At 72.4% G+C, this 22,184-nt stretch carries 19 protein-coding genes; 10 read left to right on the forward strand and 9 right to left on the reverse strand.

Translation table 11 applies throughout. From position 1 onward, the window contains the following. Nucleotides 1-154: 154 nt before the first annotated feature. On the reverse strand, nt 155-589 hold the full coding sequence (locus ACSMXO_RS36635) for an Asp23/Gls24 family envelope stress response protein (RefSeq protein WP_455415525.1): 435 nt from the start codon (nt 587-589) through the stop codon (nt 155-157). 220 nt (nt 590-809) lie between these two features. Between ACSMXO_RS36635 and ACSMXO_RS36640 the strand changes: the two genes are divergently transcribed. Further along, nucleotides 810-1,262 (forward strand): DUF2000 domain-containing protein, encoded by a 453-nt coding sequence (locus ACSMXO_RS36640; RefSeq protein ID WP_346260796.1) that lies wholly within the window; start codon nt 810-812, stop codon nt 1,260-1,262. A gap of 12 nt (nt 1,263-1,274) precedes the next feature. Here ACSMXO_RS36640 and meaB read toward each other — a convergent pair whose 3' ends face one another. Both meaB and ACSMXO_RS36650 read right to left on the reverse strand, forming a co-directional pair. Then, a complete protein-coding gene (meaB, locus tag ACSMXO_RS36645) occupies nt 1,275-2,219 on the reverse strand; it encodes a methylmalonyl Co-A mutase-associated GTPase MeaB (RefSeq protein WP_455419396.1) in 945 nt (314 codons plus the stop codon). Between the two features lie 71 nt (nt 2,220-2,290). After that, nucleotides 2,291-3,490, reverse strand: a complete 1,200-nt coding sequence (locus ACSMXO_RS36650) for an acetyl-CoA C-acetyltransferase (RefSeq protein ID WP_455415526.1) — start codon at nt 3,488-3,490, stop codon at nt 2,291-2,293. Nucleotides 3,491-3,555: 65 nt separating this feature from the next. Here ACSMXO_RS36650 and mce point away from each other — a divergent pair, with 65 nt between their 5' ends. After that, nucleotides 3,556-4,026: a methylmalonyl-CoA epimerase gene (gene mce / locus ACSMXO_RS36655; RefSeq protein WP_346260798.1), complete on the forward strand. Its 471-nt coding sequence runs from the start codon at nt 3,556-3,558 to the stop codon at nt 4,024-4,026. Nucleotides 4,027-4,051: 25 nt separating this feature from the next. Here the strand turns inward: mce and ACSMXO_RS36660 are convergent, their stop codons facing one another. After that, entirely contained in the window at nt 4,052-4,933 is an 882-nt protein-coding gene (locus ACSMXO_RS36660; protein WP_346260799.1) for a phytanoyl-CoA dioxygenase family protein, read from the reverse strand. Nucleotides 4,934-5,135: 202 nt separating this feature from the next. Between ACSMXO_RS36660 and ACSMXO_RS36665 the strand changes: the two genes are divergently transcribed. The 5 genes from ACSMXO_RS36665 (at nt 5,136) to ACSMXO_RS36685 (ending at nt 12,973) form a co-directional block, all read left to right on the forward strand. Further along, nucleotides 5,136-6,179 carry a TIGR03621 family F420-dependent LLM class oxidoreductase gene (locus ACSMXO_RS36665; protein WP_455415527.1) on the forward strand — a complete coding sequence of 348 codons (1,044 nt, stop codon included), beginning with the start codon at nt 5,136-5,138 and terminating at the stop codon, nt 6,177-6,179. 191 nt (nt 6,180-6,370) lie between these two features. Then, complete coding sequence (locus tag ACSMXO_RS36670; RefSeq protein ID WP_346260801.1) at nt 6,371-7,639, forward strand: coiled-coil domain-containing protein; 1,269 nt, start codon at nt 6,371-6,373, stop codon at nt 7,637-7,639. Between the two features lie 192 nt (nt 7,640-7,831). Beyond that, a complete protein-coding gene (locus tag ACSMXO_RS36675) occupies nt 7,832-10,060 on the forward strand; it encodes a coiled-coil domain-containing protein (RefSeq protein WP_346260802.1) in 2,229 nt (742 codons plus the stop codon). Between the two features lie 84 nt (nt 10,061-10,144). Then, nucleotides 10,145-11,368, forward strand: coding sequence for an AI-2E family transporter (locus tag ACSMXO_RS36680; protein ID WP_455415528.1), 1,224 nt, complete (start codon nt 10,145-10,147; stop codon nt 11,366-11,368). A 252-nt stretch (nt 11,369-11,620) separates the two neighbouring features. Beyond that, entirely contained in the window at nt 11,621-12,973 is a 1,353-nt protein-coding gene (locus ACSMXO_RS36685; RefSeq protein ID WP_455415529.1) for a hypothetical protein, read from the forward strand. Here ACSMXO_RS36685 and ACSMXO_RS36690 read toward each other — a convergent pair. From ACSMXO_RS36690 to ACSMXO_RS36705, 4 genes are read right to left on the reverse strand one after another with little or no spacing between them, the layout of a single operon-like run. After that, nucleotides 12,958-14,301, reverse strand: coding sequence for a Coenzyme F420 hydrogenase/dehydrogenase, beta subunit C-terminal domain (locus ACSMXO_RS36690; RefSeq protein ID WP_455415530.1), 1,344 nt, complete (start codon nt 14,299-14,301; stop codon nt 12,958-12,960). The two genes, ACSMXO_RS36685 and ACSMXO_RS36690, sit on opposite strands and share 16 nt — an antisense overlap. Beyond that, nucleotides 14,301-15,671 (reverse strand): polysaccharide pyruvyl transferase family protein, encoded by a 1,371-nt coding sequence (locus ACSMXO_RS36695; protein WP_455415531.1) that lies wholly within the window; start codon nt 15,669-15,671, stop codon nt 14,301-14,303. The genes ACSMXO_RS36690 and ACSMXO_RS36695 overlap by 1 nt, the downstream gene beginning before the upstream one ends. Further along, on the reverse strand, nt 15,668-16,303 hold the full coding sequence (locus ACSMXO_RS36700; protein WP_346260807.1) for a PIG-L deacetylase family protein: 636 nt from the start codon (nt 16,301-16,303) through the stop codon (nt 15,668-15,670). The genes ACSMXO_RS36695 and ACSMXO_RS36700 overlap by 4 nt, the downstream gene beginning before the upstream one ends. Continuing rightward, a complete protein-coding gene (locus ACSMXO_RS36705) occupies nt 16,303-17,172 on the reverse strand; it encodes a glucose-1-phosphate cytidylyltransferase (RefSeq protein WP_455415532.1) in 870 nt (289 codons plus the stop codon). Before ACSMXO_RS36705 ends, ACSMXO_RS36700 begins: the two co-directional genes overlap by 1 nt. Before the next feature lie 134 nt (nt 17,173-17,306). On the opposite strand from ACSMXO_RS36705, the gene ACSMXO_RS36710 reads away from it, so the two are divergent. Next, a complete protein-coding gene (locus ACSMXO_RS36710; RefSeq protein WP_455415533.1) occupies nt 17,307-18,560 on the forward strand; it encodes an RNA-guided endonuclease InsQ/TnpB family protein in 1,254 nt (417 codons plus the stop codon). On the opposite strand, the gene ACSMXO_RS36715 is transcribed toward ACSMXO_RS36710, so the two are convergent. After that, complete coding sequence (locus ACSMXO_RS36715; protein ID WP_455415534.1) at nt 18,500-19,729, reverse strand: methyltransferase domain-containing protein; 1,230 nt, start codon at nt 19,727-19,729, stop codon at nt 18,500-18,502. The genes ACSMXO_RS36710 and ACSMXO_RS36715 overlap by 61 nt on opposite strands. A gap of 179 nt (nt 19,730-19,908) precedes the next feature. Between ACSMXO_RS36715 and ACSMXO_RS36720 the strand changes: the two genes are divergently transcribed. Both ACSMXO_RS36720 and ACSMXO_RS36725 read left to right on the forward strand, forming a co-directional pair. After that, on the forward strand, nt 19,909-20,940 hold the full coding sequence (locus tag ACSMXO_RS36720) for an NAD-dependent epimerase/dehydratase family protein (RefSeq protein ID WP_346260811.1): 1,032 nt from the start codon (nt 19,909-19,911) through the stop codon (nt 20,938-20,940). Next, nucleotides 20,937-22,154 carry a methyltransferase domain-containing protein gene (locus ACSMXO_RS36725; protein WP_455415535.1) on the forward strand — a complete coding sequence of 406 codons (1,218 nt, stop codon included), beginning with the start codon at nt 20,937-20,939 and terminating at the stop codon, nt 22,152-22,154. The genes ACSMXO_RS36720 and ACSMXO_RS36725 overlap by 4 nt, the downstream gene beginning before the upstream one ends. Nucleotides 22,155-22,184 lie beyond the last annotated feature (30 nt).

Consider the following 22,184-nt stretch of genomic DNA (forward strand, 5'->3'; position numbering starts at 1 on the left):
CCCGAGTGTAGAGGGGACCCTGAACGATCGCTAAGGTAGCCCGCGATCAAGGCTGGAGTGGCCCGCGATCGAGGGATCTTCCGACACCGAGGCGGGTGCGATTCCGGGCGGAAGATCCCTGATCACGGCAATCGCGGCCGGGCCACCACCGGGGTCAGGCCCCGGCGGCCGGCGGGTTGTTCAGCTCGATGTCGTCCACCTTGACGTTCACCTCGGCGACCGTCAGGCCGTACTTCTCCACCGCCTCGATGACCTTCGCCCGGACCGCCTCGGTCACCTCCTGCACGACGTGACCGGCCTCGATCACCAGCACGATCTTGATAGTCGCGCTGGTCCCCTTCACCTCGGCCGAGACGCCCCGCCCGGCGTCACCCACCTCGTCCAGGCCGACCTTGTCCAGCACACTGTTGAAGAACCGGGCGACGTCGCCACCGAGATCGGCGACGCCGGGCACCGAGCGGGCCGCCGTACCGGCGATCTTCTCGATGACCTCTTCGGACACTTCGGTGCCGCCCCTCGGCGCCGCCGCGGGCGCCGCCGCCGGTGCGGTCTCCGGGGCCTGGCCGGAATCGTTCTGAACCTCGGTCATTCTCGTCTCTCTCCCCTGGTCTCGACGGCCTGCACGGCGCCGTCGGCGTTGACGGAGCCTATCCGCCGTGGGCGAACCAGCGGCGGAACTGACACATTCTCGGCTCTGTCGGGTCCGGCCCGCGAGCCGGCGGCCGGGACGGACGGCGCAAGGAACGTACAAGACCTGCGGCCGGGACCGGGAGAGGATCCATCCGACGACCGACCAAGGAGGATCCTCGATGACCGCAGCCGCCCCGACGGCCGGGCCGGAGCCGGCCCGGGTCCGCTTCGACACCAAGATCGCCATACTGCTCCGGGACGACCTCGCGACCTGGCAACGGCTCAACGTCACGGCGTTCCTGACCAGCGGTGTCGCCGGGGCGGAGCCGGAGCTGCTCGGCGCCGACTACCTGGACGCCGACGGCACCCGCTACCTGCCGATGTTCCGCCAGCCGGTGCTGGTCTTCACCGGCGGCCGGGACGTCCTCGTCGGCGCGCACCGGCGGGCCGTCGACCGGGGGATGCGGGTCGCCGTCTTCACCGAGCAGCTCTTCGGCACCGGCAACGACCGGGACAACCGGGCCGCCGTCCGGGCGGTCGGGCGGGACCATCTCGACCTGGTGGGGCTGGCCGTACACGGGCCGAAGAACGCCGTCGACAAGGTATTGAAGGGTGCCGTCCTGCACCCCTGACCGCCAGCGCCGTCAGCCGGTGGCCCGGCCGAGCTGGTCCAGCAGCTCACCGGCTGCCGCGTACGGGTCGAGCGAGCCGTCGGCCACCCGGGCGGCGAGCGCCGCGAGCGACGTACCCGCGCGGAGCGAGCCGATCCGGTCCCGGAGCGTGCCCAGCGCGATCGCCTCGACCTCGGCGGCGGCCCGGGCCTCCCGGCGGCGGCGCAGCTCGCCGTGCTCGACCAGCCAGCCGTGGTGCTTCTCCACCGCCGTGACCAGGTCGTCGATCCCCTCGCCCCGGGCCGCCACCGCGCGCACCACGCGCGGGCGCCACTGCCCGGGACCGCGCTCGCCCAGTGCGATCATGCCGTTGATGTCCCGCACGGTGGCGTCGGCGCCGTCCCGGTCGGCCTTGTTGACCACGAACACGTCGGCGATCTCCAGGATGCCGGCCTTGACCGCCTGGATCGCGTCGCCCATCCCCGGCGCCAGCAGTACCAGGGTGGTGTCGGCCAGCGAGGCGACCTCCACCTCGGCCTGGCCGACCCCGACGGTCTCCACCAGTACGACGTCGCAGCCGGCCCCCTCCAGCACCCGGACCGCCTGCGGGGTGGCCGCCGCCAGCCCGCCCAGGTGTCCGCGGCTGGACATGGACCGGATGTAGACGCCGGGGTCGGTGGCGTGGTCCTGCATCCGGACCCGGTCGCCGAGGATCGCCCCGCCGGTGAACGGGCTGGACGGATCGACCGCGAGCACCCCGACCCGGTGGTCCCGGGCCCGCAGCGCCCGGACCAGTTCGTTGGTGGTGGTCGACTTCCCCACCCCGGGTGAACCGGTCAGCCCGATCACCTGGGCGCGCCCGGTGTACGGCGCGAGCGCCGCCGCGACCTGCGGCAGCAGCTCGTCACCGGACTCGACCAGGGTGATCAGCCGGGCCACCGCCCGGGGGTCTCCCTGCCGGGCCCGGTCCACCAGCATCGGCACGTCCCGGCTGCGCCGCACCGACCCGGCCGGTTGCGGCGCGGGCCGGTCCGCGGCCGACGCCGCCGTCACTCCCGCCCGCCGGCCTGCCCCGGCACGTGCACGATCAGCGCGTCGCCCTGGCCACCGCCGCCGCAGAGCGCCGCCGCGCCCGTACCGCCGCCCCGGCGGCGCAGCTCCATCGCCAGGGTGAGCACCAGGCGGGCCCCGGACATCCCGATCGGGTGGCCCAGCGCGATCGCACCGCCGTTGACGTTGACGATCTCGCCGGAGACACCGAGGTCCCGGATCGACTTGACGCCCACCTGCGCGAACGCCTCGTTGATCTCGATCAGGTCGAGGTCGCCGACGCCGAGCCCGGCCTTGCGCAGCGCGTGCTGGATCGCGTTCGCCGGCTGCGAGTGCAGCGAGTTGTCCGGACCGGCCACGTTGCCGTGCGCACCGATCTCGGCCAGCCAGGTCAGCCCCAGCTCCGTCGCCTTCGCCTTGCTCATCACCAGCACCGCGCAGGCACCGTCGGAGATCGGCGAGGAGCTGCCGGCCGTGATGGTCCCGTCCGGGGTGAACGCCGGGCGCAGCCGGGCCAGCGACTCGGCGGTGGTGTCCGGGCGTACGCCCTCGTCCTCGCTTATCACCAAGGGGTCGCCCTTGCGCTGCGGCACCGTCACCGGGACGATCTCCTCGGCGAACGCGCCGTTCTTCTGCGCGGCGGCGGCCCGCTGGTGGCTGGCGGCGGCGAAGGCGTCCTGCTCGGCCCGGCTGATCGCGTGCCGGGCGTTGTGCCGCTCGGTGGACTCGCCCATCGCGCAGCAGTCCCACGGGTCGGTGAGGCCGTCCAGCGCCATGTGGTCCTTCACGGTCACGTCGCCGTACTTGTAGCCGGCCCGCTGACCGAGCAGCAGGTGCGGGGCGTTGGTCATCGACTCCATGCCGCCGGCCACCACGATGTCGAACTCGCCGGCCCGGATGAGCTGGTCGGCCAGCGCGATCGCGTCCAGGCCGGAGAGGCAGACCTTGTTGATCGTGAGCGCCGGTACGGACATCGGAATGCCCGCCTCCACCGCCGCCTGCCGGGCCGGGATCTGTCCGGCGCCGGCCTGGAGCACCTGCCCCATGATCACGTACTGCACCTGGTCGGCGGAGACCCCGGAGCGCTCCAGGGCGGCCCGGATGGCGATGCCGCCGAGCGTGGTCGCCGGAAAGTCCTTGAGGTTGCCGAGCAGCCGACCCATCGGGGTACGGGCGCCGTTGACGATCACGGATGCCATGGGAACTGTCGCCTCCGGGGGGACCTGGCGGAGCACCTTAACGTCGGTTAGGTCAGACTATCCTGGTGGACGACGACAGCCCGGGTACCCCCACTGCCGACTATCTCACAGGCATCGGCCTGCTCGGCATCGATCACGTCGGGGTGGCCGTGCCTGACCTCGACGCGGCGATCGAGTTCTACCAACGGGTCTTCGGGATGCGCTGCGTGCACACCGAGACCAACCCCGAGCAGGGGGTCCGGGAGGCGATGCTCCGGGTCGGGCCGACACCGGCCGGCGGCTGCGTGCAACTGCTGGCGCCGCTGGGCCCGGACTCCACCATCGCGAAGTTCCTGAACCGCAGCGGCCCGGGGGTGCAGCAGGTCGCGTACACGGTGGCGGACATCGACGCCGCCTGCGCGGCTCTGCGCGACCGGGGCGTAGGGGTGCTCTACGAGACGCCGAGACGGGGTACCGCCGGCTCCCGGGTCAACTTCGTGCATCCCCGGGACGCCGGCGGCGTACTGGTGGAACTGGTCGAACCCGCCGCCTCCTGACCCGGGTCGGGCGGGCGGCGCCGGCTCAGGCCGGCACGGTGTCGTACGACTCGACCAGCTCGGCCGGCAGCGGTGCCAGGTCGGTGGCCCGGCGGAAGTCGCCCAGGGTGGTGCCGGTGCACTCCGAGTCGACGTTGCGGGCACCGGCCCGGGCCCGCACGTCGTGCAGGTTGACCGCGCGGAAGTCGATGGAGAACCGGGTCCGGCCGGAGGTGTTCGGCACGGTGGTGTGTAGCTGGGCGCCGGAGAAGACCAGCACCCCGCCGGGCGGCGTGATGACCCGCAGGTCCGGCTCCCGCTCCAGCTCCTGCTCCAGCCCGGGCTGCTTGCGGGTCTCGGCGTGCACCTGCGCGGCGGCGGTGGTCCGGCCGTGCGCCACCCACTGCGCGTAGTTGTAGTCCCGGGAGCTGTTCCGCACCCCGGTGTCGAAGTATCCCGGGTGGAAGGCCATCACGTTGGCCTCGGTCACCTCGTACACCGGGATCCAGAAGTTGAGCTGGGACATCGGCGCGGAGAACCAGGTGTCCCGGTGCGGCTCGAACTGCAGCGTCAGCCCCGCGTTGAGGTATTCGCTGGTCATCGAGCGCAGCCGGGGCACGTCGAAGTAGGTCTGCACCGGGTCGGCGCCAAGGTCTGCGAGGAGCCCCCGGACGAGTTCGGCGCTGCGCGGGTGGTTGATGAAGCTGGGCTTCAGCTCGGCCAGCACCGAGACGTAGTCCGGGCCGGCCAGGTGGTGCTGGGCCTCCGGCGGGAAGTGCGGCGCGAACGCGGTCTCGGTCATCTGCCGGGCGAAGGCGACCAGCGCCATCGAGTGCGGCGTCGGCGAGTAGACGAACAGGTCCCCGGCGAAGAGCCGTGCTCGACGCTCGTCGTCGGACATCGGCGAGTCGAAGTGCAGCACCGTCACTGCGGCCTCCTGCGGTAGCTCCCGGTAGGTCTGGTGCCCAGCGGATCACGCTGGGTCTGCGCAGCGGTCACGGTAGGCCGCGAGCCGGCGGCCCGGAATGCGCCGTCCGGTCGGGCCGGGGCCCGTGTCGACAATCCGACTTCGCCCCGGTACCCGGCTGGAAAGGCCGGGTGCGGCGCCCGGCGGCACATAGAGTCGGGCGATGCCGCCCGCGCAGCCCTTCGCGCCCGCCGCCACCCCGGCGACGCCGGCCCCGCGTACCGGGTCGTCCGCCGTCCCGGCCGGAGCCGCTCCCGCCGGGGTACGCCCGTTCCGGTTCACCGCCGCGATGCCCGGGCTGGACCGGCCGGCGGCGCGGTGGCGCGACGAGATCCGCCGGATCGAGGCCCTCGGTTTCGACTCCGTCTCGGTCTCCGACCACTTCACCGGCGGCTGGGCGATGGACCCGCTGGTGGCGATGACGGTGGCCGCCGAGGCCACCACCCGGCTCCGGGTGCTGGGCATGGTCTTCTGCAACGACTTCCGGCATCCGGTACTCCTGCACAAGGCACTGGCCAACCTCGACGTCTTCTCCGGCGGCCGGGTGGAGATCGGCCTCGGCGCCGGCTGGCTGCGCGACGACCACGACGCTGCCGGGCTGCCGTTCGACCCCCCGGCGGTCCGCGTCGGGCGGCTCGCCGAGTCGATCGAGATCCTGCTCCGGCTCTTCGGCGACAAGCCGGTCGACTTCACCGGCCGGCACTACCGGATCAGCGGACTGCTCGGGCTGCCCGAGCCGGTGCAGCGCCCCCATCCCCCGCTACTGGTCGGCGGCGGCAGCCGGCGGATCCTCGAACTCGCCGGCCGGTGCGCCGACATCGTCGGGATCAACCCGCGGCTCGCCCCGGACGTCGACCCGCTGGCCGCGGTCGCCGAGCTGAGTCCGGAGCGCTTCGCCCGGAAGGTGGCCTGGGCCCGGGACGCCGCGACGGCCGCCGGGCGGGACCCGGCCGACCTGGAGTTCCAGTCCCGGATGTTCGACGTACGGGTGGTGCACCGGGGGGTCGCGCACCACACCTCGTCCAGTCATGCCCGAGGAGTCGACCCGGCCGCGCTGGCCGGCTCGCCGGCGGTGCTGCACGGCAGCGTGGACGAGTGCATCGACAAGCTCCTCGCGCTCCGCGACCGGTACGGGGTCAGCTATCTGCATCTCGGCGGCAACCTGGACGCCGCCGCCCCGATCGTGGCCCGGCTGGCGGGACGATGACCGCACCGGATCCCGTCCGCGGCACCGGGGTGCGGAACCGGCCCCGACACCACTGTCCGGAGGTCCTTCGGGGACGGTAGAACCGGCAAACAGAATCGTCGTCCGGCGGGTTGAGTTGACCTTGTGAACTGGGCGCGATAGTACGGCTCGGGCCTTGCGAAGCACCCCGGTAAGTCTGCAAGTATGTCCCAATGCCCCAGCAGCAGTCCTCCCCTCTCGCGTTCTTCGACAACGCGAACTCGCAGCCAGACTTCACGGTTGCCCTGCGCGGCTACGACCGTGAGCAGGTCAACAGCCACCTGGGCCGGTTGAACGCCGCTCTGAACCAGTCCGAGCAGGCCCGTGCCGAGGCCGAGCAGCGGATGAACGACGCACAGCGTCGGCTCCGCCAGGCCGAGCAGCGGCTCGCGTCGGTCGAGCAGAAGCTCACCGACACCAACAAGCAGCTCGAGGAGAACAACCGCCCCACCCTCTCCGGCCTGGGCACCCGGGTCGAGCAGATCCTGCGCCTCGCCGAGGAGCAGGCGAACGACCACCGCGGCGAGGCCAAGCGCGAGTCGGAGGGCATCCTCTCGGCCGCCCGGCTGGAGGCGCGGGAGATCACCGACAAGGCCCGTGCCGAGGCCGCCGCGATGAAGGCCTCCGCCGAGCGGGAGGCGGGCAGCGTACGCACCGCCGCCGAGCGGGAGGCCGCCGAGGTCCGGGTGCAGGCCCGCCGGGAGGCGGACACCCTGCGCGCCGACGCCGAGCGGGAGACCAAGCAGCTCCGTACGGTGACCGCGCACGAGGTCGCCGAGTTGAAGTCCACCGTCGAGCGGGAGGTCGCCACCCTCCGGGCCACCGCCGAGCGGGAGATCACCCAGCAGCGCGCCAAGGCGGCCCGGGAGGCCGAGGAGAAGCGCGCCGAGGCGACCAAGCTGCTCACCGACGCCCGGGACAAGCGCGACAAGGACCTCCAGGCGCTGGAGCTCCAGCTCGCCGAGCGCCGGGAGAAGGCCGAGCGCGAGGAGTCGGAGCGGCACGCCGCCCAGGTCGCCCAGACCCAGAAGCTGGTCGCCGAGGCCGAGCAGCGGGCCCGGGCCGCACAGGACCGCGCCAAGGAGATCGAGCAGCGCGCCGAGGCCCGCCGGGTGGAGTCGGAGCGGAACGCCAACGAGACCATCGACAAGGCGAAGGCGCTCGCCGACAAGACCCTCAACGAGGCCCGCGCCGAGGCGCACCGCCTGCTCACCGAGGCGCGTACCGAAGCCGACCTGACCACGCAGGCGGCCCGCCGCGAGGTCGAGGACCTCACCCGGCAGAAGGACGCCGTCACCTCGCAGCTCGGCCAGATGCTCTCCGGCCTGGCCGGCATCGTGCCGGGCGTGGGTGGGGCAGCCGCCAAGCCGGAGGCGCCGAAGGCGGCCACCGACGAGAAGACCGAGGCGGAGGAGCGGGTTCCCGCCGACGCGACGAGCTGACCCGACGACGCTCGCGGGTCGGACTGCGGGGCAGCAGCACGGCCGGGGCCGTACCGGAACTTCCGGTACGGCCCCAAGTGCTGCCCGGCGTACGGTCCGATAGGTCGGGCAATGTCACCACCAGTGAGCTTCGTCCCATCAGCCCCGCCGGGTATCGCCGCAGAACCAGCCACCGCGTGTGAGGATGGGAGTATGTCGCACGGCGAGGAACTGTTTGCCCTGAACGGGGACGTGGCTACGGAGCCGAGCTTCGAGCCGGCCTTTCGGGGCTACGACAAGGGGCAGGTGGACCGATACGTCGCTCGCGCCGAAAACGAGATCGCCACTCTGGCGGCGCAGCGTGAGCACGCGTACACCCAGATCCACAATCTGGCCGGGCAGGTCGAGGTGCTGCAACGCGACCTTACGGCGGTACGCCGGCAGGTCGGCGTGGTCGACCGGGCGTCGTTCCGGCACCTCGGTCCGGTGGTCGAACAGATCCTGACGCTCGCCGAGGAACAGGCCGAGATCATCCACCGGGACACGCTCCAGGAGATCGAGGCCCGCCGGGCCGAGGCGGAGCAGGTGCTCGAGGACGCCCGGGCGCAGGCCGCCGACGCGCTGCGCGACTTCGAACTCGCGCTCGCCGCCCGCCGCGCCGAGGAGGAGAAGGTCAACACGGCCCGCCGGGCCGAGGCGGACGCCGCCGTCACCGCCGCCGCCGAGGAGGCCACCCGGCTCCGCGAGGCCGCGCAGGCCGCGTTCGAGAAGGCCAAGCAGGAGGGTTCCGAGCTGCGCAACCGGGCCGCCGAGGAGGCGAACCGGCTGCGCGAGGCCAGCCAGGCGGCGCACGCCAAGGCCCTACAGGAGGCGAAGCAGCTCCGGGACACCGCCGAGCAGGAGGCGAACCGGCTCACCGAGCTGACCAACCAGCAGGCCCGGGAGCTGACCGAGCGGACCGAGCGGGAGAGCCAGCAGGTCGTCGAGCGGGCCCGCCAGGAGTCCGCGCGGCTGCGGCACGCGGCCCAGCACGAGGCCAACCGGCTGCGCGACGCCGCGCAGCAGGAGGCGACCCGGCTGCGCGAGGCCGGACAGGCGGCGCACGTCAAGGCCCAGCAGGAGGCGCAGCGGCTCACCGACGCGGCGAGCCAGGAGGCCGACCGCATGATCGAGATCGCCAAGCAGGAGGCCACCCGGCTGCGCGAGGCCGGCCAGGGACTGCACGCCAAGGCCAAGCACGAGGCCACCCAGCTCCGCGAGGCCGGGCAGGCGGCGCACGCCAAGGCCCAGCAGGAGGCGACCCGGATCAACGAGGAGACGGCGGAGTACGTCCGCAAGTCCCGGGCCGAGGTCGAGGACTACGCCCAGAAGGTACGGGCGGAGACGCAGCAGGAACTGGGCGCCTGGCGGGCCGGTGTCGAGCAGGAGGTGAACCGGCGCCGTACCGCCGCGGAGGCGGAGATCGCCGCCCTGCGGAGCGCGGCCGAGCAGGAACTCGCCGCCGGCCGGGCCGCGCTGGAGGAGGAACTCGCCGCCTACCGGGCCGGGGCCGACCGCGAGTTCAACCAGCGCAAGTCCGAGCTGGAGCAGCAGTTCCAGGAGCGGCAGGCCGAGCTGGAGCAGCAGTTCGAGCAGCGCCGGGCAGAGCTGGAGGAGTCGTACCAGACCCGCCGGGCGGAGATCGAGGGCGGCGCCGACCGGGTTCGCCAGGAGGCCGACGAGTACGCCGAGCGGGTACGCCGGGAGGCCGACGAGCACGCCGTGGCGATCCGGCGGGAGGCCGAGGAGCGCCTCACCGAGTTGCAGCGGCAGGCCGACGAGCAGGCCGCGACGTCCCGCCGCCAGTTCGAGGAGTACATGGCGACCGCGCAGCAGCACCTGGCCACCACGCAGCAGCACCTGGCGAGTACCCAGCAGGAGGCGGCGGCCGGCCGGCAGCAGTTGGCCGAGGTGATGCAGGAGATCGCCGAGGCGCAGCAGGCGCTCGCCGACATCCGCCAGGAGACGGTCGCCTCCCGCCAGGAGTCCGACCGGATCCAGCGGCAGTTGGCCGCCGCGCGGGACCAGCTCGCCGGTGAGCGGGACCGGTTGACCGGTACGGAGCAGTCGGCCCAGCAGGCCGAGCAGCAGTTGGCACAGGCCGAGGCGGACATGCAGCAGATCGTCGAGGCCGCCGCCGAGCAGGTTGCCGCCGACCAGCACGCCGGATCGACAGGCGGTGGGAAGTCCGGGGCGACCCGGGTGACCGAGCCGGTGACCGGCGGAGCCGACGGCGGCAGCATCGACGGCGAGCCGACCGTGGCCGCGGTGCCCGGCACCGGTGGCCGGGAACCGATGCCGACCCGGATCACCAGCACCGGCGACTCCGGGAAGCGCAGCGGCAAGCCGACGGTCGAGGACCAGGGCACCAAGTCGAACAAGGTCACCGTCGACTCCGACTAGCCGGACCGGGACCGGCCCGTCCCGTCGCGGCCGTTGCTCCGGCCCGTTAACCTTCGCCGAGACGATCAGTCGGGGGAGGTCAGGGTGGGCAGCGAGCAGCCATCGGTGCAGGACGAGCGGCGCGACGGCGACGCCCCGGAGAACGTGCCCCGGCCGGCCGGCCCGGTCGACGGGGATCTGGCCGATGCCGGTCCGGTCGCCACCGAGCCAGCCGGTAGCGACCCGGATCCCGGTGCCGGCGCGACCGGGTCCGCCGGCAGTGGACGGTTCGGCCGGCCCGGCCAGCCGTTGCGGCTCAGCCCGTTCCTGGTCGGGCTCACCGGTGGGCTGGGCGTGCTGCTGGCGTACGCGATCTTCCTCGCGGTCCGCAACGCGGGCTCGGTGCTGGTGCTGGTCTTCATCGCACTCTTCCTGGCGATCGGCCTGCACCCGGCGGTGGTCCGGCTGCGGTCCTGGGGGCTGCCCCGTGGCCTCGCCGTGGCGGCGGTGACCCTGACCCTGCTCGCGGTCATCACCGGCGCGGTGTACGCGCTGGTCCCGCCGATCGTCAGCCAGACCGGTGAGTTGATCGGGCAGGTACCCGACTACGTGACCCAACTGCGCCGCAACGACACCGTCAACGACCTGATCATCCAGTACGACCTGGCGGGCAAGATCGAGTCGGCGGCCACCACGGAGAACATCACCCGGGCCCTGGGCGGGGTCTTCGGCGCCGCCGGGTTCATCTTCGGCGCGGTCTTCAACATCGTCACCGTGATCGTGCTGACCATCTATTTCATGGCCACCTTCGACCGGCTCCGCGACCTCGGCTACGGCCTGGTCCCGGCCACCCGGCGGGACCGGGTCCGGCTGATCGGCGACGAGATCCTCGCCAAGGTCGGCGCCTACATGGTGGGGGCGCTGGCCATCGCGCTGCTGGCCGGGGTGAGTACCTTCGTCTTCGCCATCGTCGTCGACCTGGCGTACCCGTTCGCGCTCGCCGTGGTGGTGGCGATCTGTGATCTCATCCCGCAGATCGGCGCGACCATCGGAGCGGTGGTGATCAGCCTGGTCGGCTTCGCCACCGACGTGCCGACCGGGATCGCCTGCGTGGTCTTCTTCCTGATCTACCAGCAGGTGGAGAACTACCTCGTCTATCCCCGGGTGATGCGCCGGTCCGTGCAGGTCAACGACGTGGCGGCGATCGTCGCGGCGCTGCTCGGGGTGGCCCTGTTCGGGGTGATCGGCGCGCTGGTGGCCATCCCGGCGGTGGCCGCGATCCAACTGGTGCTCCGCGAGGTGGTGCTGCCCCGGCAGCAACACCGGTGAGCCGCAACTTCTGTCCGCAATCCGTCTGAATCGAGAATAGTAACCCCTTCAACACGGCTTGTAGTATTCATTCATGGCCAGTAGATCGAGACGATCGGAATCGCACCCCTCCTGAGCTGGGAAGGTGGCTCGATCGCGCGATCGTGTCGGCTCGGGGGGAGTCGGCGCGGACCGGCCGAATCGGCGGTGGGCGCCTCGTCGCGCACGAGCGGCGGCCCCTGCCCGTGTGCGACGCGCCCGTGGGGGGTAGCCGTGACTGACACCAACGCCGAACCTCCGATCGAGCCAGCGAATCCCGTCCGCCAGCCACACCGCGACCGGCGCCGCGCGACCGTCATCGGGATCTTCGGCGTCACGGCCGCCCTCCTCGCCGCCAGCGGCTATCTCGTGCTCAACGTCGCGGGGCAGCCGGTCCGGGCCGCGCCGATGGTGCTCGACCAGCCCGGCACCGTCCTCTGGGGACAGACGGTCGACCGCCCGATCGAGGTGGCGGCCGACAACGTGACCATCCGGCGGGTGAAGGTACGCACCGGCGGCGCCGCCGCCATCGTGATCCGGTCCGGGGTGGTCGGCACGCTGATCGAGGACACCGAGATCCGATGCACCTCGGCCGGGACCGACGGCGTGGTGCCGGGTGGCTACTCGGCGTTACGGGTGCGGATCAACGGGTGCCGCCAGGCGTTCCGGCAGACCGGCGGCAACCCGGCCACCATCGTCGAGTCCTCCCAGGACGGAAAGCCGTACCGGATCGAGGGGCCGAGCGGTCCGACCGGAGGGCCGATGCCGCCACCCGACCCCGATCCCGACTCCCGGGCGATGGCGCAGCGGCCGCCGTACGCCCCGGCCAGCGCGCCGCCCACCCCGATCACGTACTGGCCCGGGCCGGGCAACACCGGCGTACCGGCCGGTACGGCGCTGCGCAACTCCGGATCGCTCAGCCTGCGTACCGCCGGGCAGGTGGTGAGCGGGCTGAACATCGTCGGCTGCGTCACCGTCGCCGCCGCCAACGTACAGATCCTGCGGTCCCGGATCACCTGCAACAGCACCACGTACTCGATCCGGACCCTGGCCGGGGCGACCAACCTGTTGATCCAGGACGTCGAGATCAACGGCATGGCGAAGAACTCGGCCTCGATCTGCTGCGGCAACTACACGCTGCGCCGGGGCAACGTCTACAACATGATCGACGGCCCGCGGCTGGCCGACAACACCAGGATCTTCGACTCGTACCTGCACAGCCTGGCCCGGGTCGCCGGCTCGCACAACGACGTGTTGCAGAGCACCGGCGGCAACAACATCATCGTCCGGCACAACACCCTGCTGTCGTACAACCCGGTGACCCGGGACCCGTTCAACTCCTGCCTCACCATCGGCTCGGAGACCAGCCCGTCGCTGACCAACCTGACCTTCGAGGACAACTACTGCAACGGCGGCAACTACTCGATCGGGATCAGTCCCCGGCTGATCGGCTCCAACATCCTGTTCCGGAACAACAAGTACGGCCGCGACTACCGGTACGGGGTGGTCTCCGGCTGGAACCGACCCGGGGTGATCTGGGAACGGGCCACCAACGTCTACTTCGACAACGGTCAGCCGGTGGTCTGAGCGGAGTCGGCCGACGGGGCCGGCCCGGGTGCCGGAACAGCCGGCGCCCCGTCCCGGGTCGGCGGCCGGTACGCCTCCAGCACGGCCGGTTCACGTAGCCGCTTGCGGCCGATCCGGCGCAGGGTGCCGAGGGTGGAGCGGAGCTTCTCGACCGTGGACAGGTTCCGCCACCAGATCCCGGCCATCGGCAGGTTGCGCAGCCGGGGCGTCATCAGCCCGGCGGCCCGCAGCGTGCGCAGTCGCCCCCACACCGCACCCCGGGCCCGGAGCAGGTTCGGCTGCGAGGCGGGCAGGATGCCGGCGCTGACCGGGGTCAGTACCAGCGCCCCGGCCGCGATGGCGGCTTCGACCAGCCGCACGCCCCGCTCGGTACGGGCCAGCACCAGGGACCGGCCCGGGTCGTCGCCGGTCGGCCTGTACCACGGATCGCCGACCGCCACGTCGGCGAACTCGCCGGTGTGGTCGGCGCAGAGGTAGCAGCGCCACTGCCGGTGCTTCTGCAGGATGTCGCCCCAGGACTCGGCGTAGCTCAGTTCCCGGCGCAGCTGGGGCGGGTCGTCGGCGAGCCGGGCCCGGGCCGATCCGGGCCAGCCGGCGCCCCGGTAGTGCACCGACTCCAGCCGGGTCGGGTCGGCCACCCCGAGCCGGTCCAGCATCTCCAGGGTGCCCCGGGTGGTGGGGGTGCCGGCACAGAAGATCGCGATGGTCAGCCCGAGCTTCCGGTCCAGCTCCGGCCGGACCTGCCGGGCCATCCGGGCCGCCGCCACGTCGCAGGGCTTGCCGACGAAGACGCACGGCGCCTCGGCCGACTCGACCAGGTCCAGCCGGTCGCAGGGGCTCGCCGGGGCGTACCGGGAGCCGGCGTTGGCGAGCAGCTCGGCGGGGGTGCGGGACAGCCGGGTCTCGTTCAGGTACGGCACGTCGGCCCGGGCGCCGATGTGCAGCACCCCGGCCATCCCCTCGCCGGTCAGGCAGTGTCCGGCCAGTGCGGTCGCCACGCCGCCGCTGGAGCCGGCGTACCGGATCGCCGGGTCGGCGGCGTACCCCTCCCAGATCGCCCGGACCGGTCCCCAGGCCGGGCGCAGCTCGGGGATCTCGCCCGGCGCCGGCCGGCCGCTGCCGTGCCCCAGCCGCACCCCCGGGCAGCAGTCCAGCGCCGCCGTCGCGCCGCTGCCCGCCGCCCCGACCGGGGTGATCGGCAGCGGCCGCCGGCCGTGGTCGAGCACGTCGACCATCCGCACCTCGTCCGGCGCCAGGTACGCGCAGACCCCGCACCCGGTGCAGAGCTTGCCGGACGCCACGTCGTGCACCGTGCGGGGCCGCACCATCAGCGCACCCCGGCCGGCGCGCGGCGGTCCCGCTCGGCCCGGGCCAGCGCCACGAACTCGTCCATCTGGGCGGCGGCCCGCCCGACGGCGGCCGGAGTCCGGACGGCCAGTTCGGCTGCGGTCTCGGCCCGGCCGGTCCAGGAGGTCCAGAGCGCGTCGAGCAGTGCGTCGTCGGCGAGCCGGCGGGCATCGGCGACGTGCCGGCGCTGCCCCACACTGGCGAAGACGCCCCGCGCCTTGTCGCTGTACGCCACCACCGCCGCCGGGACCCCGGAGGAGAGTGCGGCGATCGTGGAGTGCATCCGCATCCCGCAGAACCAGCTCGTGTGCCCGATCACCCACTTGCTCTGGTGCGGGTCCAGCCCGGACGGGGCGAGCGCGACCCGGTCGCCGTACCGGGGGGCGAGCGCGGCGTATAGCCGCTCGCTGGCCACCCGGTCGTCGTCCGTCCCGCCGGGAGTGAGCACGTGCGGGACGATGATCACCCGGGTGTCCGGCTGCTCCAGCAGGCGTTCGCAGAGCCGGTTGGCGACCCGGGAGGTGTCCCCGGCGAGTCCGAACTGGACCCGGCCCTCCGGCCGGGACATCAGCCCGCTGACGTTGATCCCGGCCACCGGCCCCGGATCCGCCTCGAACCACCCGGCCAACCGCTGGTACGCCGGTTCGTCCGGCACCCTCGGCTCCAGCGCGAAGGCCACGTCCACGCCCTCCCGGTGGCGCGTCGGGTCGAGGTCGGGGCCGAGCAGGTCGGCCAGGGCGCCGTAGCTCTCCGGGTCCCGGGCCCAGGCCATCCGCGCGCCCCGGACCAGCGCCGCCGCCTCGGCCCGCAGCCGCGCCGAGCGGAACGGCCCGTACGTCTGCGGCAGCAGCACCAGCGGGCGGCGCCGGAGCAGCGCCAGCCGCTTCGGCCAGGCCACGGTGCGGAACCGGTGTTCGCCGTAGATGTCGCTGAAGCTGTCCCCGCCGCTGACGTCCAACACCACGTCGGCGGCGTCGATCCGGGCCAGCCCGGCGTTGCCGAGCCCGCCCAGCGCCGCGCTGATCCGCATGTTGAGGTAGGACTCCGGCCGGTGGTAGCGGCGCGAGTGCCGGGCACCGGCCAGCGAGATCGGCACCGGCCGGCCGGCCACGAAGGTGTGCCCGGCGCGCTGCCCCCAGCCGTCGTCGAAGACGGTCACGTCCGCGCCCGGCTCCCGGGCCAGCAGTCCGCCCAGGGTGGCCGCCCGCAGCGCGCCGACCCCCAGGTTCAGGTGTGCGCCCGGCACCCCGAACAGGCAGGCCGACAAGGCCCTGGTTCGGGCGCTCGACCCGGTCGTCCCGCTCGCCTCGGGCGCTTCGCTCGCCTCGGTCGTCTCGCTCGCCTCGGTCACTGCTCGATCACCGCTTTCTCGCACCGGAACGCCTCGGCGTACCGGGACCGGCACTCCATCCCCCGCAGCCGGGCCAGCCCGAGGAAGACTTCGTCGTCCCACCAGTCCCGGGCCTTCTGGGACGGATAGCTCGCGTGCAGCAGCTCGACCTTGCGGCGTACCCGCTCCTCGGTCAGGGGCAGATAGACGTTGCGCCGGCCCAGGTCCCCGTCCCACTTGGGGATCTCGTAGTACAACACCGTGGCGTCCCGAAACGACGTGGGCACCAGCGCGGCGAGTGTGTGGTGGTCCTGGTGCGCGTCGTCCGGGCTGGGCGCCAGCACCAGATCGGCGTTCAGGGTCGCGGCGGCGGCGTTCACGATCTCCTTCGCCTCGCCCCACCGGGCCGGCACCCGGCCGTCCGGCAGGTCGTGCAGGGCGAAGCTCCGCCGAGCGCCGGGCAGGAAGGCCGCGGCCGCCGCCCGCGCCTCGGCCTGCCGGGCGGGACTGCCGGTCAGCAGCACGTAGTGCACCCGGAGCCCGGGTACGTCGCCGAGGGCGAGCAGCAGCCCGCCGGCGCCGATCTCGATGTCGTCCGGATGTGCCCCGAGCAACACCACCGAGCGGGCCGCGGAGAGGCGCAGCGGCATCATCAACCCGTCAGCCCCAGCTCGCGGGCTCCCCCGGCGCTGCCCGCGGCGGCGAGCACCGGCTCCAGGGTCGCCGGCCGGCGGCCCCGGTTGCGGTTGGCGTCCCAGAGCATCCACGGGCAGCGGGCCGAGTGGTAGAGCTGCTCCAGCTCGGCCCGGTCCTTGAAGGTGTCCGCGGCCCGCCAGAACCCGGTGTAGCGCTGGGCGATCAGCCGCTGCTCCGGCAGCAGCCGGTCGAACGCCTGCGGCACCAGGTCCTCCCCCTCGCGCAGCACGTCGAAGATCCCCGGGCGCAGGATGAAGTAGCCGCCGTTCTCCCACTGCATCAGCTCGCGGATCGGGCGTACCCGGGTGACCTGGTCGCCGGGGGCGATGTCGATGACGTGGTGGGTCGACTGCACCGGTACGGCCAGCAGGCTGGCCACCGCGTCGGTGTAGCGGAACCGGTCGACCATCTCCGGCAGCGGCGCGTCGGTCAGGGTGTCCGCGTAGTTGGCCAGGAACATCGGCTCGTCCTCGACGTACTTGCGGACCCGGATCAGCCGCTCGCCGATGCTCGCCCCGAGGCCGGTGTCGATGAAGGTGATGTTCCAGTCGGTGATGTCGGCGGAGTGCAGCCGCACGTCCCGGCCGTCCATCGAGAGGCTGAAGTCGTTGGAGAGCGTCTCGTCGTACCGGAGGAAGTAATCCTTGACCGCGACGGCGCCGTAGCCGAGGCAGAGGATGAAGTCGGTGTGCCCGAAGTGGGCGTAGTAGCGCATCACGTGCCAGAGCAGCGGGCGGTCCCCGATCATCGCCATCGGCTTCGGCGCGGAGGCCGCGTCCTCGCGCATCCGCATCCCCAGGCCGCCGCAGAAGAGGACGACCTTCATCAAGACCCGCCCGAAAAACCCCTGGCGTTAGCCATGGGGAGGACAGGGCGGTCGGACGTGGTGGTGGTTTTCGACACGGCGTCGACTCCTCTGCGGGGCAAAACCTGTCGGATGCGGCTGGGATGCTTGCCGGCGTGGACGAGACAGTGCGGTACACCTACCGGTTGCGTCCCGGCGCGACCGCGCGGGCCACGCTGCTGGCCGAGTGGGGGCGGTGCCGCTGGCTGTGGAACGAGGCCGTCCACCAGCACAAGACCGGGCGTAGGCCGACCTTCGGCAAGTTGTCGAAGTTGCTGACCGGGGCGCGGGCCCGCTCGTCGTGGTTGCGGGAAGGGTCCCAGGTCGCCCAGCAGCAGACGCTGCGTACCTACGCCCTCGCCCTCCAGCACTCCTTCAGAGTGAAGGGACGGGGCGGGCCGAGACCGAAACGGCGCGAAGACACGCTGCCCAGCCTGGAATACACCACCCGCGGCTTCTCGATCCGCGAGCGTCGGCTGCGGCTGCCCGGCGGCGTCATCATTCCCGTCGTCTGGTCCCGCGAACTGCCGTCTGACCCGACCAGCGTCCGCGTCTACCAGGACACGCTCGGGCACTGGTACGCCTCCTTCGTCGTCCGCCGCGACACCACGCCCGCGCCAGACGCCGACGGCGCAATCGGTGTCGACTGGGGCGTCACGACGACCGCGACGACTACCGACCCCGCCTACGACCTGCCGTACCTCGACCACCGGAAACGGTGCGCCGCCGAGCTGGCCAGACTCCAGCGCCGGATGGCCCGCCGCCGCAGGGCGAAGGGTGTCAAGCCGTCGAATGGGTACCTTCGGGCCAGGCGGCAGGCGGCGAGGGTCGCAAGGAGGGCGGCCCGGCAGAACGCCCACGACGCCCGGGTCTGGGCAAAGAAGGTCGTCGACAACCACGCGACCATCGCCATCGAGGACTTCAAGCCGACATTCCTGGTCAGGTCCCGGATGGCCCGCAAGGCCGCCGACGCGGCGATCGGCGCCGCGAAGCGGGAACTGGTCGACCGTGGCACGCGGGCGGGCCGGAAGGTGGTGCTGGTACCGCCCGCCTACACCACGATGACCTGCTCGCAGTGCGGTGCGAGAGCCAAGCACCGCCTCGGGCTGGGGGTCAGAGTCTTCCGGTGCGACACCTGCGGACACACCGCCTGCCGCGACCGGAACGCCGCGAGGGTAATCCTCACCATGGCAGAACGCGACCGTGCTGGTGCCGACGACGTAAGACATGCGATCACCTCCTTCCGGGACGGTGCTCGGGTGCGGTCCGAGCCAGAAATCCCCCGGCTCCCAGCCATGGGGAGGCGTTATCACACCACCTCCAGGGCGGGGATCGGGAAGACGAGTCGCCCGCCCCAGTGCCGCACGTAGGCGAGCTGCGCGGAGATCTCGGTGCGCAGGTTCCAGGGGAGCACGAGTACGTAGTCGGGGCGGTCCTCGGCGATCCGCTCCGGCGGGTGGATCGGGATGTGCGTGCCGGGCAGGAACTTCCCCTGCTTGTGCGGGCTGCGGTCCACGGTGTATTCCAGCAGGTCGGCTCGGATGCCGCAGTGGTTGAGCAGCGTGTTGCCCTTGCCCGGTGCCCCGTAGCCGACCACCCGCAGGCCCTGGGCCCGGGCGGTGAGCAGGAAGTCGAGCAGTTCCCGCTTGATGTCGAAGACCGCGTCGGCGAAGCCGAGGTGCCCGGCGACGGTGTGCAGCCCGGCCTCGGTCTCGGCGTCCAGCACCGACTTGACGTTGCCGGACGGCTCCCCGGCCGCCGCGGCCGGCCGGGCGTGCACCCGCAGCGAACCGCCGTGCGACGACAACTCGTCCACGTCGGTCACGATCAGGCCGGCGGTGGCCAGCGCGCGCATCGCGGTACGCAGCGTCAGGTATTGATAGTGCTCGTGGTAGATGGTGTCGTACTGCCGGCGCTCGATCAGCCGGAGCAGGTGCGGCACCTCGCAGGTGACCAGCCCGGTCGGCTTGACCAGCGCGGCCAGCCCGGCGGTGAACCCGATCAGGTCGGGCACGTGCGCGTAGACGTTGTTGGCGGCCACCAGGTCGGCCCGGCCGTACCGCTCCGCCAGCTCGACACCGGTCTCGGCGCCCAGGAACCGCACCTCGGTCCGGATGCCCCGGCGCCGGGCCACCTCGGCGACGTTGCCGGCCGGCTCCACCCCGAGCACCGGTACGCCGCTGGCGACGAAGTGCTGGAGCAGATATCCGTCGTTGCTCGCCACCTCGGTCACCAGGCTGTCCGGCCCGAGACCGAGCGCCTCGGTCATCGTGTCCGCGTACCGCCTGGCGTGCGTCACCCAGGAGTCGGAATACGACGAGAAATAGGCATAGTCGGAAAAGATTTCCTCTCCGGACACGTACGCCGGAAGTTGTACGAGCAGACAGTTCGAACAGATTCGGACGTGCAGGGGATAGAAGGTCTCGGCCGAATCGAGTCGGTCGGCGTCCAGATAGCTCTCGCAGAGCGGCGACATGCCGAGGTCGACAAACGTTTCGGTCAATACCGCCGCACACAGCCGACATTTGGCATCGGTCATGCCCCACCCACCCCGATATGATCGGAATACCGGCGCGGCGCCCGCCCGCCTGCGCGCCACGCTAACCAGCACTCCGGCGCGGCGGGAGCGGTTGAGTAAAAAGTCCGACAATAGCCCGGCCGGTCAGGGGGCCACCCATAAACTCGCCTTCTCACCCGGTCGACGACGGGAGCTTTGCCGTGCGTGTTCTCGTGACCGGCCACCATGGTTACCTCGGCGGCGTACTCACCCCGATGCTGGGGGCCGCCGGGCACGACGTGACCGGCCTGGACACCGATTACTACTCCGACTGCCTGCTCGGCCCGGCACCGGCGGCCGTGCCCTCCCTCGCGATGGACCTGCGGGACGTCCGGCCGGAGCACCTCGCCGGGTTCGACGCGGTCTGCCACCTCGCCGCGCTCTGCAACGACCCGATCGGCAACCTCAACCCGGAGCTGACCTACGAGATCAACCACCGGTCGACGGTGCGGCTGGCCGAGGCCGCCAAGGCCGCCGGGGTGACCCGGTTCCTCTTCTCCTCCTCGTGCAGCCTCTACGGTGCGGGCACCGACGACCGTCCGCTGGACGAGACCGCCGGCTTCGCGCCGGTCACCCCGTACGGCGAGTCGAAGATCCGGGCCGAGCAGGACCTCGCCGCGCTCGCCGACGACGACTTCTCCCCGGTCTTCCTGCGCAACGCCACCGCGTACGGCTTCTCGCCCCGGCTCCGCGGTGACCTGGTGGTCAACGACCTCACCGCGCACGCCCTGCTCACCGGCGAGGTACGGCTGCTCTCCGACGGCTCGGCCTGGCGGCCCCTGGTGCACGCCGAGGACATCTGTGCGGCCTTCCTGGCCCTGCTGGAGGCGGACCGGGCCACGGTGCACGGCCGGGCGTACAACATCGGGGTCACCGGCGAGAACTACCTGATCCGGGACGTCGCCGAACTCGTCGCCGAGGTGGTACCGGGCTCCCGGGTGACATTCGCCGGTGGCGCCTCGGCGGACACCCGCAACTACCGGGTGAGCTGTGACCTGGTCGCGGCCGAGGTACCCGGGTTCCGTCCCCGCTGGACGGTGCGCAAGGGGATCGAGGAGCTGGTCGAGGCGTACCAGCGGTACGGGCTGACCATCGACGCGTTCCAGGGCGAGCGGCACCAGCGGCTGCGCCGGATCCGGGCGCTCACCGAGGCCGGCCGGCTCGACGCCGAGCTGCGCTGGAGGGCCCGGTGACCGGTGCCGGCGGCTCCGGCGGACGGCAGCCGGTGCACCGGTGCACGGCCTGCGGGCGGCACGACCTGGTGCCCTTCGCCGACCTGGGCGAGATCCCGGTCTACTGCGGCGTGCACTGGGCCAGCCGGGCCGAGGCGCTGGCCAGCCCGCTGGGCCGGATGTGGCTGGCGTACTGCCCGGAATGCGGGTACGTGCGCAACCTCGCCTTCGACCCGGCCGTTCTGGTCTACGACACCACCATGGACACCAACCTGCACCACTCGCCCGCCTTCGGCGTCTTCTCGGCGGAACTGGTCAAGCACCTCGCCGGGCGGTTCCCGCTGCGCGGCGGCACGGTGCTGGACGTCGGCTGCGGCCAGGGCGAGTTCCTCCGCGAGCTGTGCCACGTCGCCGGTTGCCAGGGCATCGGCTACGACGCGATGTACGCCGGGACCCCCGGCCCGGACCCGTCCGGCGCGACCTTCCACCGCGGGCACGCGCCGCTGGACGCCGACACCGGCGAGTTCGACCTGGTCACCTCCCGGCACTGGTTCGAACACCTGGACGACCCGTACGCCTTCCTGGTCCGGCTCCGCGAGCTGGCCGGCGACCGGCCAATCTACGGCTACCTGGAGGTGCCGGACGCCGGCTACGACCTGGCCACCGCCGGCTGGGAGGTGATCTACCCGCACGTCTCCTACTTCGACGGGTACTCGCTGTGCCGGATCGTCGAGCGGGCCGGCTGGCGGGTGCTCGCCACCGGGCGGCTCTTCGCCGGCATGTTCCGGTACGTCGAGATCTCGGTCAACGCGGCACCGCCGGTGACCGGCACCGAGCTGCCCGGAGCGGAGTTGCCGGGCCCGGCCGACCGGGACCGCCAGCTCGGCTCGATCGCCGGCTTCGCCGACCGGCACGCCGCCGAACGGGAGCGCTGGCGCGGCACCATCGACCGGCTGCTGGCCGCCGGCGACCGGCCGGTGCTCTGGGGGGCCGGTTCGCGCGGGGTGCAGTTCCTGCACCTGGCCGACCCGGACCGCCGGCTCGCCGCGGTGGTGGACGTCAACCCGCGCAAGTGGGGCCGCTACCTGCCGGTGACCGGGCACGAGGTGCGGGATCCGGCCACCCTCGCCGGCTCCGGCACCCGATCGGTGATCATCACCAACCCGGCCTACCGGGACGAGATCGACGCCGCGCTGCGCCAGCTCGGCGTGCGGGCCGAGCTGCTGGTCGCCTGAGCGGAGGAGATGATGGAGCCAGCGCCACGG

The sequence above is a fragment of the Plantactinospora sp. DSM 117369 genome (assembly GCF_053764795.1).